Source organism: Streptomyces sp. NPDC051776 (assembly GCF_040681345.1).
In the GTDB taxonomy this organism is placed as follows: Bacteria; Actinomycetota; Actinomycetes; order Streptomycetales; family Streptomycetaceae; genus Streptomyces.
The window spans coordinates 23734-36173 of the sequence record NZ_JBFAYQ010000005.1 but is presented as its reverse complement, the minus strand read 5'-3'; the positions used below and the strand labels follow the sequence as shown (position 1 = coordinate 36173).

Here is a 12440-nt window from a genome sequence, read left to right as displayed (position 1 = left end):
CTGGATCCGGAAAGTCCACCGCTTGCCGAGACGCTGGCCACGGCGGCGCAACGGCCCACCGTCCATATGCACACCGACACCTTCCACGTGTGGATCCGCTCCGGCTTCGTACTGCCCCATCGTCCGGAAGCCGGGCCCCAGAACGAGGTCGTCCGGAACGTCATGATCGACGCCGCGTGCGCGTACGCGAGCGGCGGCTACGACGTCGTCCTGGACGGCCTCCTGAGGCCGTGGCTGCTCGACTCGTTCCGCGCCGCATGCCGACAGCGCCGCATCGGCCTCTCGTACATCGTCCTGCGGCCGAGCCGGGACGTGACGCTCTCGCGCGCCACCGAGCGCGAGGGACGGCAGTTGAAGGACGTCGAGCCGATCACCGGCCTGTACGGAGCATTTGCGGACATGGGCCCGCTCGAAAGCCATGTCGTCGATTCGAGCGATCAGTCCGTGGAGGAGACGACCGCGGAGATTGCCGCCGGCCTGCGGACGGACCGTTTCGTCATGGGGGCGTAGCGCAAGGGGCGCCGGCGCAAGGGGGCCGACGCGCGACGGATACCGACGGTCCAACTCCGTGGACCGGCAAGGCTTTGCAGCGGCTCACCGGTCCCCTCCGGACGGAGGCGAGCTCATCCTTCCCGCGCTCCTGACCAGGACGGGACGACCCCTCGTGGAACCGCTGGACGGACACCGGCACCTCGTAAGGTGTTGCGCATGATCTTCCATGTGGTGCGGCTCGACGACTGGCTGGCGGTTCCCGAGCGCCCGTACGCCCCTCCCACGCTCGCCGACGAGGGCTTCGTCCACTGCTCGCCCGACGAGGCCACCACCCTCGCCGTCGCCGACGCTTTCTACCGCGAGGCGGTCGGACCGCTGATGGTCCTCCTCGTCGACGAGGAGTTGCTCGACGCTCCCGTCCGCTGGGAGCCCGCGGCCTCCCCCGCACCTCCCGGTGTCGCACCCGGGGTGCTCTTCCCGCACGTCTACGGCCACATCAACCGCTCCGCGGTCGTCGGGATGATGGAGGTCCAGCGGGAGTCCGACGGCCACGCGACGGGGCTGGCCCTCTGGTCCTGAGGGTTCGAAGCCCGCCCACCCGACCGCACACGGCCGCAGCCGGCGAGCGCCGGCCAACGGAACCGCCCGACACCCCCTGAGCGCGAGGCGGCCTGGCGGCCGCGCCGGATGCGCTACCGGAAGTCCCAGATCGCGGCCAGTGACAGCAGTTCGCTGCGGTACTCGACGCGGTCCGCCCACCGCGAAGGCCATATGTCCAGGCCGTGGTGGGCGCCCGCGAACGCGCCCGCCAGACAGGCGATCGAGTCCGAGTCGCCGGAGGAGCAGGCGGCTCGGCGAAGCGCGGTGACCGGCTCGTCGGGGAACAGCAGGAAGCACAACAGGGCGGTGGCGAGGGCCTCCTCGGCGATCCAGCCGGCGCCGGTGGCCAGGCAGGGGTCTGCCTCCGGATCGGGTCGGCACAGCGCCGTCTCCAGCCGGTCGAGCACGGTCAGGCAGTCGTCCCAGCCGCGTTCGATGAACGCGGCCGGCGAGGGGTCCTGGGCGTACTTCCACAGGTCGCCGAGCCAGCGCTCGTGATACGTGCCGCGATGCTCCAGGGCGTACTCCCGCAGCAGAGCGGGGAGTTCGGCCGGGGTGCCGCCCTCGGCGAGGACGTGGACGGCGTGTGCCGTGAGGTCGCTCGCCGCGAGCGCGGTCGGGTGGCCGTGGGTGAGCGCAGACTGGAGCTGGGCCGCCCCCGCACGCTGCTCGGCCGAGACACCGGGCAGCAGCCCCACGGGCGCCACCCGCATGTTGGCCCCGCAGCCCTTGGAGCCGACGCGGCAGGCCTCCCGCCACGGCACCTCGTCATGGCTGAGCTGCCGGCAGGCGTCGAGGCATGTCATGCCGGGCGCACGGTTGTTGTCCGGCGAGCGCCACCATTCCACGAACTCCGCGCGCACCGGCGCCTCCATGTGCTCCGGCGTGAGGGGGCCGCGGTCGAGGACCGTACGCAGTCCCTGCCCCAGCGCCAGGGTCATCTGGGTGTCGTCGGTGACGAGGGCGGGGTCGGGCAGTTCCATCTCCCGCCAGGGGCCGTGGGTGGTCAGGATCGTCGGCACGTCGCTGAACTCGGTGTGATGTCCCAGCGCGTCCCCCAGCGCCAGCCCGATCAGGCTTCCCGCGGCAGCCTGCCTCACAGCGCCCGCCCCCCTCATCGCACTTCGCGTTACAGTGACGATAACCCTACAGGTCGACCTCGCGCATCAGCATCCCCACCTCGGTGTTGGTCAGCCGCCGCAGCCAGCCCGACTTCTGGTCGCCGAGGGCGATCGGACCGAAACTCGTCCGCACCAGCTTGTCGACCGGGAAGCCCGCCTCGGCGAGCATGCGGCGCACGATGTGCTTGCGGCCCTCGTGCAGGCTGACCTCGACGAGGTAGTTCTTGCCGGTGTTCTCGACGACCTTGAAGTGGTCGGCCCTGGCGTAGCCGTCCTCGAGCTGGATGCCGCTCTTGAGCCGCTTGCCGAGGTCGCGCGGGATCGGCCCCTGGATGGCGGCCAGATACGTCTTCCGCACGCCGTACCGGGGGTGGGTGAGACGGTGGGCCAGCTCGCCGTGGTTGGTGAGCAGGATGATGCCCTCGGTCTCGGTGTCGAGACGGCCGACGTGGAACAGGCGCGTCTCGCGGTTGGTGACATAGTCACCGAGGCACTGCCGACCATCGGGGTCCTCCATCGTGGAGACCACCCCGGCGGGCTTGTTGAGTGCGAAGAACAGATACGACTGGGTGGCGACGGTCAGCCCGTCGACCCTGATCTCGTCCTTCTCCGGGTCCACGCGCAGACCCTGCTCGGTGACGACCTTGCCGTTGACTTCGACGCGGCGCTGCTCGATCAGCTCCTCGCACGCCCGGCGCGAACCCATGCCGGCGCGGGCGAGCACCTTCTGCAGCCGCTCGCCCTCCTGCTCGCCGAAGGTCTTCGGGAGCTTGGCCTGCGGCTTGTCGTGGCGAGCGCGGTTGCGCTCCTCGATCTGCGCCTCGTACTCGCGCGGGCGGGCGGGAGCGGAACCCCGGCCCCGGCCGCGCCCCTTCACCGGCGGCGCCCCCTTGCGGCCGCCGCCCGGCTTGCCGCCGCTCTGGCCGCTCTGGCTGCCCTGGGCGCCCTGGGCGTCGTAGCGGCGCTCCTCGGGACGGGGCCGGCCCGCGCGCCTCTGCTTGTCGTCGCGGCTGTTGCCCGCCCCCCGGAAGTTCCGGTTGCCGCTGCCGCCCCTGCTGTTCCTGCCGCTGCTTCGCATCAAATTTCCGTCTACGAGTGGCTGCTGTCGTCCGCGCCGGTGTCCGGCGCGTCCGGGTCGAACGACGGCACGCCTTCCTGGGACTCACCCTCGACCGCGTCCACCTCCGGGAGGAAGGGAGCGAGCTCGGGGAGCTCGTCGAGGCCGCGCAGGCCCATCCGCTCCAGGAAGTAGTTCGTCGTCCTGTACAGGATCGCACCTGTTTCCGGTTCCGTGCCCGCCTCCTCGACCAGCCCCCGCTGCAGGAGGGTGCGCATGACGCCGTCGCAGTTGACACCGCGCACGGCCGAGACGCGGGAACGGCTCACCGGCTGGCGGTACGCGACCACGGCCAGGGTCTCCAGTGCGGCCTGGGTGAGCCGGGCCTGCTGGCCGTCGAGCACGAAGCTCTCGACCGCCTCCGCGTATTCGGTCCTGGTGTAGAAGCGCCAGCCTCCGGCGACGAGCCGCAGATCGAATCCGCGGCGCTGCACCGTGTAGTCGTCGGACAGCTCGCGCAGGGCGTCCGCGACGGCCCGGCGTGGGCGCTCCAGCACCTTGGCGAGGTGCTCCTCGGTCGCGGGCTCGTCCACGACCATCAGGACCGCCTCGAGGGCGGGCTTGAGGTCGAGCTCGGCGACGGCGGAGGTACCGGCGGGGGGTTGGGTGGAGCGCGCCGCCGCCTCGGGTTCCTGAGGCTCGTACGCCACGTCTTCCCGAGGCTCGTACGCCACGTCCGCGGGCGCATCATGGGCCACGTCGGTGGTGGGGGGCCCATCGGTGGTGGGGGGCCCATCGGGGGCGGACGTCCCACCGGTGGTGGGGGGCCAATCGGGGGCGGACGTCCCACCGGTGGTGGGGGGCCCATCGGTGATGGAGGCCACGTCGTCGCTGCTCATGCGTTCTCTTTCTCCTTCTCCGCGGCCTGCTCGCCCGGAACCTGGTCGAACTCGTCCGTGACCACCGGCTCCCGTCCGTCCTCGCCGCCGGTCCAGCGGACCATGAGTGTGCCCAGCGCCTCCTCCTGGTCGAGAACGACGGCGCGCTCGCGGTACAGCTCCAGCAGGGCGAGGAAGCGCGCGACGACGGTGAGGGTGTCGGGGGCGTCCTCGATGAGCGCCAGGAAGCTCGCCTCGCCCGCCTCGCGCAGCCGCGCCACCACGACCTCGGCCTGCTCGCGCACGCTGACCAGCGGCGCGTGGATGTGATCGACGTACACCTGCGGCTTGGCCTTGGGTTGCATCGCCTTCACGGCGAGCTTGGCGAAGCCCTCCAGGCCGATGCTGATGACGACCTCGGGGAGAAGTTCGGCGTGGTGCGGTTCCAGGCCCACGGTACGGGGTTGGAGCTGCGCCTCGGCGGCCAGCCGCTCGCTGAAGATGTCCGCGATCTGCTTGTACGCGCGGTACTGCAGCAGGCGCGCGAACAGGAGGTCGCGCGCCTCGAGGAGCGCGAGGTCGGCCTCGTCCTCGACCTCGGCGGCGGGCAGGAGGCGGGCGGCCTTGAGGTCGAGCAGGGTCGCCGCGACGACGAGGAACTCGGTGGTCTGGTCGAGGTCCCAGTCGGCACCCATGGCACGGATGTGCGCCATGAACTCGTCCGTGACCTTGGAGAGGGCGACTTCGGTGACATCGAGCTTGTGCTTGGAGATGAGCTGCAGGAGGAGGTCGAAGGGCCCCTCGAAGTTGGCCAGCCGGACGGTGAAACGCCCCCCTGCTTCCTCACCGCCGCCTGCGGTCGTGCTGCTCTGCGCTGTGTCGCCGCGCTGGACCTCGCCACGTACGGACGCTTCGCGGGTGCCCTCGGCGCCGACAGGGACGAAGTGATCCTGGGGGACGGCCGAGGCGGACGTATCGACGACGGGGGCGGGTGGTTCAGCGGCAGGAGCCGGTGGTTCGGCTGCCGGGGCCGGAGTTTCGCCGGTCGACGCCTCGGTGTCCGCAGTCGGGGTCTCGCTCTTCGCGCCCGCCCCGAAACCGTCCCCGTCGGCGGACGTCTCCTCCGGCACCTCGCCCGTCTCCACCGGCACCTCGCCCGTCTCCACCGGCGCCCCGGTCGTCTCGTCCGGCCTCTCGGCGGACGGCCCCTCCGGCACCTCGGCGCCCGTACCTTCCGGGGCAGGGCCGTCTGCATCGTCGCCGTTCGGGCCCGGCGCTTTCGCTCCCGCCGTCTCGGCGGGCGGCGGCGCGGCACGGTCCGGATCGGGGCCTACGCTCCCGTCGCGGCCGGGCCCGTAGGCCTCGGGACCGCCTTCGGCGGACCGGTACCCCGGCTCGGACCCCGGTGCGTGATCCCGCTCATGGCCCATGTCGACCGCCTCGTGGCCGGGCCCGGGGACGGCCTGTGCGGGCCCCTGGGACGGCTGGGCCGTCCCTGGGCCGCGGCCCAGGCTGCGGCGGGCGGGTCGGGGCGCGGAGGCGTCGTTCGTCGGCATTGCGGTCCAGGGGTCTGGGGTTCCCGGCGGACGCCGGGGCGGGTCACCGGGCCGGACGCCGGAGACCGGCCCACGGAATCGGCAGGTTACCTCCCGCGGGCCACGGCCGGCGTCAGGCCGCCCTCCACGTCGACCGCGGCGGCAGGCAACGCGGCCGACCGGCGCCGCAACGGAGTCGTCGGCAAGCGCGCAGGCCGGCGGCGCGGTGCGCTTCAGCGCCCGCGGAGCCGACGGACCAGAATGCTTGCGTCGCCACGCGACTCGAGGTCGGCCAGGACGACCGCTACGGCCTCGCGGACGATGCGGCCGCGGTCGACGGCGAGCCCGTGCTCGCCGCGCAGCACGAGCCGCGCGTGTTCGAGGTCCATGAGCTCCTCGGCGGAGACATAGACGGTGATCTTCTCGTCGTGGCGCTCCCGGCCGCTCGGGCGGCGGGGCGCCGAACGGGACCGGCGCCGTCCCTGAGCACCCACGGTCTGCTGGGCCGGGTTCGCGCCCGCCGCGGCGCGCGGTGCGGCGGTCCCCTCTTGGGCCGGGCGGCTCTGGGGCCGGGCGGCGGACTGCGCCGGGGTACGGACCTCCCCCTGCTTCTCGTCGCCACTCCCCCGCCCGCTGTGCTCGGCCGAGGACCCGTCCGCCGTCGTACGGGCCGGGGTCTCCTTGCCGGACACCGAAGTTGACATACCGGAGGGCGCGGAGGCCCCCGAGGGCGTCGCGGGGGCCTTCGGGGCGGACCCCGCCTTTGCGGCCGGGTCCTGCTCGCCCGCCGGAGCCGGCACGCGCGGTGCGGTCGACGGTGCTTCCCCGTTGGCGTGCTGCCGGGGGGACGACGGCTGGAGAGCGGTCCCCCCGGTGGTGCGGAACAGTTCGTCGGCCCCCGGGAGACTCACTCGGCGTGGCACCGGGCGAGCACCTCCCTGGCAAGCTGGCGATAAGCGGCGGCACCCACGGAGTTGGAGGCGTACGTGGTGATCGGCTCGCCCGCGACCGTCGTCTCCGGGAAGCGGACGGTCCGGCCGATCACGGTGTGGTAGACGTGATTGTCGAAGGCCTCGACGACCCGGGCGAGGACCTCGCGGCTGTGCACGGTGCGGGAGTCGTACATCGTGGCGAGGATGCCGTCGAGTTCGAGCTCCGGGTTCAGCCGCTCCTGGACCTTCTCGATCGTCTCGGTGAGCAGCGCGACACCGCGCAGCGCGAAGAACTCGCACTCCAGCGGCACGATCACCTTGTGGGCGGCGGTGAGCGCGTTGACGGTCAGCAGGCCGAGCGAGGGCTGGCAGTCGATGACGATGTAGTCGTAGTCGGCCATCAGCGGCTTCAACGCCCGCTGGAGCGTGGACTCCCGGGCGACCTCGCTGACCAACTGCACTTCAGCGGCTGACAAATCGATATTGCTGGGAAGCAAGTCCATGTTGGGGACAGCCGTCTTGAGGAGGACCTCGTCGGCCGACATGCCCCGCTCCATCAGCAGGTTGTAGACCGTGAGGTCGAGCTCCATCGGGTTGACGCCGAGGCCCACGGACAGCGCGCCCTGCGGGTCGAAGTCGACGAGAAGCACCCGGCGGCCGTACTCCGCAAGTGCCGCGCCCAGATTGATGGTCGAGGTGGTCTTGCCGACCCCGCCCTTCTGGTTGCACATCGCGATGATCTTCGCGGGCCCGTGGTCGGTCAGCGGACCCGGGATCGGGAAGTACGGCAGGGGCCGTCCGGTCGGACCGATGCGCTCCCGGCGCTGGCGTGCAGCGTCCGGGGCGAGCGTCGCCGCGTATTCGGGGTCCGGCTCGTATTCGGCGTCGGGGTCGTAGAAGTGCCCCTCGGGCAGGTCGTCGTAGTCGGCGAACCGGGTGGCGGGATCCGACCCGCGCTGGTCGCCGGCCATGGCGTTCACGTGATGGCCGTCCATGCTCTGGTGGGCTGTCGTGCTCTGCTGGCGGGTTGCGAGGGTGTTGACAGCGACGGAGCCGACAGCCTCGAGCCCGGAGGGTCCCTGGCCCCGCGCTGGGGGCACCCCCACGCCCTCGGGTCGTAGGGGGCCCATCCCTGGTTGTCCACCTCCGGGAGTAAATGTCGACTCATTCACAAGTCGTCTTACCTCCTCGGATGCGGCCGGGAAACTTATCGATAGGTCAGCGTGACACCATGCCGACGGTTGGCGACTCTATGGCGTGTCGATGGTTCACAGCAACACAATCCACCGGACCCGGCATGATGTGTCGGCATCCGAACGCCCTTCTGTCAAGGGTGTAACGACCTCGGCAGGACTCGTTTCCCGTCTGTGCGAACCGGTTAATGGGTTGCAATTGCGGCGAGTTGAAAGGACGTACGGGAAACACCGGCACGCATGCGGCCGGGCCCTGGTCGACAAGGCCCGGCCGGATGCGCGGTGTTGACGATGTTGACGGCGGGTGTTGACACCCTCTCGGGTGACTCCCCGAATACTCAGCCGAGGAGCGTGCTCAGCTCCACGGACTCCAGACCGTGCGCCTCGGCGACCGGGCCGTAGACGACCTGTCCTTCATGGGTGTTGAGGCCCTTGGCGAGCGCGGCATCGCGGCGCAGGGCCTCCACCCAGCCACGATTGGCCAGCTCGACGATGTACGGCAGCGTGGCGTTGGTCAGCGCGTACGTCGAGGTGTTGGGCACCGCGCCCGGCATGTTGGCGACGCAGTAGAAGACCGAGTTGTGGACCTGGAAGGTCGGCTCGGCGTGCGTGGTGGGACGCGAGTCCTCGAAGCAGCCGCCCTGGTCGATCGCAATGTCGACAAGCACACTTCCCGGCTTCATCCGGGACACGAGCTCGTTGGTGACCAGCTTCGGGGCCTTTGCACCCGGGATCAGCACCGCGCCGATGACGAGGTCGGCGTCGAGAACGGCCTTCTCCAGCTCCAGGGCGTTGGAGACGATCGTCTGCACCTTGGGGCCGAAGATCTTGTCGGCCTCGCGCAGCTTGTTGATGTTCTTGTCGAGCAGCGTGACGCGGAAGCCCATCCCGATGGCGATCTGCGCTGCCTCCCAGCCGGAGACACCACCGCCGATGACGACGGCCTTGGCCGGTGCGACACCGGGGACGCCACCGGGCAGCACGCCACGGCCGCCGGCCGAGCGCATCAGGTGGTACGCGCCGACCTGCGGGGCGATACGGCCCGCGACCTCGGACATCGGGGCGAGCAGCGGCAGTGCGCGGTTCGCGGTCTCCACCGTCTCGTAGGCGATGGACGTGGTGCCGGACTCCAGCAGCGCGTCCGTGCACTCGCGCGAGGCGGCCAGGTGCAGATACGTGAAGAGCGTCTGGTCCTTGCGAAGGCGGTGGTACTCCTCCGCGATGGGCTCCTTCACCTTGAGGAGCAGGTCGGCGGTGGCCCAGACCTCGTCGGCGGTGGGGAGGATGTTCGCTCCGGCGGAGATGTACTCCTCGTCGGGGATGGATGAGCCCAGGCCGGCGCCCTGCTCAACGAAGACCTGGTGGCCACTTCGGACGAGTTCGAGCGCGCCGGCGGGGGTGATGGCCACCCGGAACTCGTTGTTCTTGACCTCGCGGGGGATGCCGACCTTCACGTCGATCACGGTCCTTGAATGTGGGATTGGGTACAAACCCCAGCATGCGGTTGCATACGGGATGTCACCGCCACTCGGTGCGGCGCAACCAGTCTATTGAAGGATGTCGCGCTGTCTAGCCTTTCAAAGCATTAATCTTTAGGCAGACTGCTACGGATTTCGTAGGCGACTCCCGGCGTGTCGCTGAGCAGCCTGTCTGCGGCACCTCGCCGTATCCGGGCGGCCGCCGGGTCGCCGAGGCGGTCCAAGGTGTCCGCCATGCGCATCTGCAGTGCCGCCTGGAGCCGGCGGTCCCCGGCGCGCATCGCGCAGGACAGGGCCTCCTCGCACGTGCGCAGGGACTCCTCGGGCCGGCCCGCGTACTCCTGCACCCGGGCCATCTCACCCAGGGCCCGCGCATGGCCCCGGTCGTCGCGCATTCGGCGGTAGCCGGCCGCCGCGGCGCGCCAGTTCCGCATCGCCTCGCCCCAACTCCCGGCGTAGCAGTGCACGGCGCCCAGCCGTCCGTAGAGACGCGCCTGCTCGGCCGGTTCGTTGCGTGCGAGCCGTACGGACAGGGCCCGGCCGTACCAGTCCGCGGCCCGCTCCCAGTCCTCCAGCTCCTGGTACGTGCCGCCGAGGGACTCCAGAGCGCGCACGGTGAGCAGCGGGTCCCCGGCGGACCGTGCCGCATCCAGGGCGCGCCGGTAGCGGGCCAGGGCGGTACGGGGGCGGCCCGCTCGGGTGTCCAGATCGGCCAGGTTGAGCAGCGCGGCGGCCTGCTCCAGCTTCAGATCCCGCCGCACAACGACGCCCAGCACCAGCTCGTGCAGGGGATACAGCTCGGGGGCCGCGGCCTCCTCGCCCCGGTGCGCGATCAGAGCCCGTACGAGCGCGGAGACCAGCCGCCGTGCCTGGGTGTCCAGTTCACCGTCCTCGACCGCGAGCACGGCGGCGGCCAGCAGCATCGGCAGCCGCGAGTCGAGCCACTCAGCGGCCGCCTCCCGGGTGGGGAAGCGCAGGGCCTTGGGCAGCCCGGCCAGCCGCTTGCGGGCGGGAGAGTCCACGGGTTCGGCGGTCGCCCGGCAGGCCTGGAGTTGTCGTACGGTCCGCTCCAGCATCCGGGCGCGGGCCAGCAGCACTTCGGAGGGTTTGTCCCGGTCCTGGAGCAGCGCGACGAGGAAGGGGGCGAGGCAGCCCGGCACGGCGTACTCCGGCAGACCGTGCCGTGGCCCCTCGGCGCTCCGCAGCAGCCCCTGCGCGGCGAAGAGGTCGAGGGTGCCCTGCGCGGCCGTGACCGAGCACCCGGCCAGCGCGGAAGCGATGTGCGCGTCGACACAGCCCGCGGGAGCCAGTACCAGCAGGCGCAGCATCCGGTGGGCGGGCGGGGGCAGTTCCTCGTGGACCAGACGGAAGGCGCGGGCCAGGGCGCGCAGCCCCTGGGCGTGCTCCTCCCCCGGCGGCAGCGCATGGAGCCGCCGGGCCAGATCGGCGACCGAGGCCTTGGGCCGCGAGGCGAGCCAGCCACCGGCGAGGACGAGGGCGGCGGGCCGGCCCGCGCACTCCTCCACGAGCGAGCGTGCGGCGACGGGGTCGACGGTGAATCGGGTGCGGCCGCCGGCATGGTGGGCGAGGACTTCCACGGCTGCGGCGGTGTCGAGACCGCCCAGCGCGCAGGGCCGTACGTCGGGCACCCCCGTCAGGGGCCCCTCGGAGGTGGCGAGGACCAGGCAGTCGTGCTCGTCGGGGATCAGCGCATGCACCTGCTCGGGGTCCGCCGCGTCGTCGAGGAGCAGCACGAACCGCCGCCCGGACAGGGCCTTTCGCAGCGCCGCCGTCAGCTCCTCCTCGTCCGAACCGGGAGCGCCGGAGGTGCCGAGTGCCGCGAGGAGGTCGCGGGCCGTACGCGCTGTGGGCACGGTACGGCCGCCGGGCCGGGTGAGCCGGGCACGCAGCACACCGTCGGGGTAGTCGTCCGCCACCTGCCGGGCGAACTCCTCGGCGAGCGCGGTCCGTCCCGAGCCCGGACCGCCCGCGATGAGCAGAACGCGCGCGCGGGCGGACTTGCGTCCGGAGAGGGTGTCGAGCCCGGCCCGGGCGATGTCCTCGCGCAGCGCCTTGAGCTCGCGGGCACGGCCGTGGAAGGCGGGGTCACCGGCCGGCCGCGCCGCGCCGCCGGGGGCCCGGCCCGGGGGGCTCTGCGCGCGGCCGCCCGGATCCAGTACCTGATCCGACACGGGCCACGCTCCCTTCCCCTGCCTACGGGGCGGGGTATCCCCGGCGCGGCCGGGGGCTCAAGAGCCGCCCCGTGCCCGCGCACCGGCCCGCCGCGGCTGCGGACGGGAAGGATCCGAGCGTAGTTCAGATGACACGACGGGCCGTGCGGAGCAGGGCGGTTGGGGCGCCCGAAGATCACCGCATCGGATCATCGCGGCCGCGGCGGGCCGGTTCGTACCGCTGCCGACCTGACGGCAACCTGCCGGTGCCGGTACGGGCAGCGGGTCGGCTACGCCTCGAACGGGCGGGCCGGCCAGGGCGCGTCCGCCGGGCGCAGCGCGTCGAGACCGTCGCCCGCGAGGGCCGCAGTCAGCGAGAGGACGCCCACGACAAGGCAGTTGTTGTGCAAATCGCCCGCCAGCACGCCGCGTACGAGGTCCTGGAGCGGCACCCGGGCGTGCTCCATGACCGCTTCCTCCTCTTCGGGCTCGAAGCGCGCGCCCCGGGCCTCGGAGAGACTCCGGGCGAGGAAGACCCGCACGGACTCGTCGCAACCGCCGGGCGAGGTGTAGACGTCGGTGAGGACCCGCCAGTCCTCCGCCTTGACGTGGGCTTCCTCGTACAGCTCGCGCTGCGCCGCGTGGAGCGGGTTCTCGCCGGGGACGTCGAGCAGCCCCGCGGGGATCTCCCAGAGCTTCTGGCGCACCGGGTGGCGGTACTGGCGCAGGACGAGTACGCGGCCGGTGTCGTCGAGGGCGAGGACCGCCACCGAGCCCGGGTGGACCTGGTAGTCGCGCGCCACGACCGTGCCGTCCGGCATGACGACGCGGTCCGTGCGGACGCTGGTCTTGTTGCCGGTGAACGGGGTGGCGGTGTCGACGACCGTCCACTCCTCCGCCGTGTCGCGCAGGCGCTCGCTGTGCTGGCCCATGAGCTGGGAGACCTCCGGGGAAACGATGGTGCGGGGTACGGATGCTGCGTG

At 71.9% G+C, this 12440-nt stretch carries 11 protein-coding genes; 2 read left to right on the top strand and 9 right to left on the bottom strand.

The genetic code is table 11. From position 1 onward, the window contains the following. Positions 1-66 precede the first annotated feature (66 nt). Both AB0M26_RS06275 and AB0M26_RS06270 read left to right on the top strand, forming a co-directional pair. Entirely contained in the window at positions 67-510 is a 444-nt protein-coding gene (locus tag AB0M26_RS06275) for an ATP-binding protein (protein ID WP_365255338.1), read from the top strand. A 198-nt stretch (positions 511-708) separates the two neighbouring features. After that, entirely contained in the window at positions 709-1071 is a 363-nt protein-coding gene (locus tag AB0M26_RS06270) for a DUF952 domain-containing protein (protein ID WP_365255335.1), read from the top strand. Positions 1072-1184: 113 nt separating this feature from the next. Here the strand turns inward: AB0M26_RS06270 and AB0M26_RS06265 are convergent, their stop codons facing one another. The 9 genes from AB0M26_RS06265 to AB0M26_RS06225 form a co-directional block, all read right to left on the bottom strand. Beyond that, positions 1185-2210, bottom strand: a complete 1026-nt coding sequence (locus tag AB0M26_RS06265; protein ID WP_365255332.1) for an ADP-ribosylglycohydrolase family protein — start codon at positions 2208-2210, stop codon at positions 1185-1187. 28 nt (positions 2211-2238) lie between these two features. Next, positions 2239-3291: a pseudouridine synthase gene (locus AB0M26_RS06260; protein ID WP_365255329.1), complete on the bottom strand. Its 1053-nt coding sequence runs from the start codon at positions 3289-3291 to the stop codon at positions 2239-2241. Between the two features lie 11 nt (positions 3292-3302). Further along, positions 3303-3872, bottom strand: a complete 570-nt coding sequence (gene scpB, locus AB0M26_RS06255; RefSeq protein ID WP_365255840.1) for an SMC-Scp complex subunit ScpB — start codon at positions 3870-3872, stop codon at positions 3303-3305. Between the two features lie 293 nt (positions 3873-4165). After that, positions 4166-5704: a segregation/condensation protein A gene (locus AB0M26_RS06250; protein ID WP_365255326.1), complete on the bottom strand. Its 1539-nt coding sequence runs from the start codon at positions 5702-5704 to the stop codon at positions 4166-4168. A gap of 212 nt (positions 5705-5916) precedes the next feature. Further along, the gene (locus tag AB0M26_RS06245) at positions 5917-6594 is read right to left on the bottom strand and encodes a hypothetical protein (RefSeq protein WP_365255837.1); all 678 of its coding nucleotides are present in this window, start codon (positions 6592-6594) and stop codon (positions 5917-5919) included. Next, positions 6591-7745 carry a ParA family protein gene (locus AB0M26_RS06240; RefSeq protein WP_365255324.1) on the bottom strand — a complete coding sequence of 385 codons (1155 nt, stop codon included), beginning with the start codon at positions 7743-7745 and terminating at the stop codon, positions 6591-6593. Before AB0M26_RS06240 ends, AB0M26_RS06245 begins: the two co-directional genes overlap by 4 nt. 401 nt (positions 7746-8146) lie before the next feature. Beyond that, the gene (gene ald, locus AB0M26_RS06235; protein WP_365255834.1) at positions 8147-9262 is read right to left on the bottom strand and encodes an alanine dehydrogenase; all 1116 of its coding nucleotides are present in this window, start codon (positions 9260-9262) and stop codon (positions 8147-8149) included. A 131-nt stretch (positions 9263-9393) separates the two neighbouring features. Further along, on the bottom strand, positions 9394-11478 hold the full coding sequence (locus AB0M26_RS06230) for a tetratricopeptide repeat protein (protein WP_365255321.1): 2085 nt from the start codon (positions 11476-11478) through the stop codon (positions 9394-9396). A 269-nt stretch (positions 11479-11747) separates the two neighbouring features. Then, complete coding sequence (locus AB0M26_RS06225) at positions 11748-12389, bottom strand: NUDIX hydrolase (protein ID WP_365255318.1); 642 nt, start codon at positions 12387-12389, stop codon at positions 11748-11750. Positions 12390-12440: the final 51 nt, after the last annotated feature.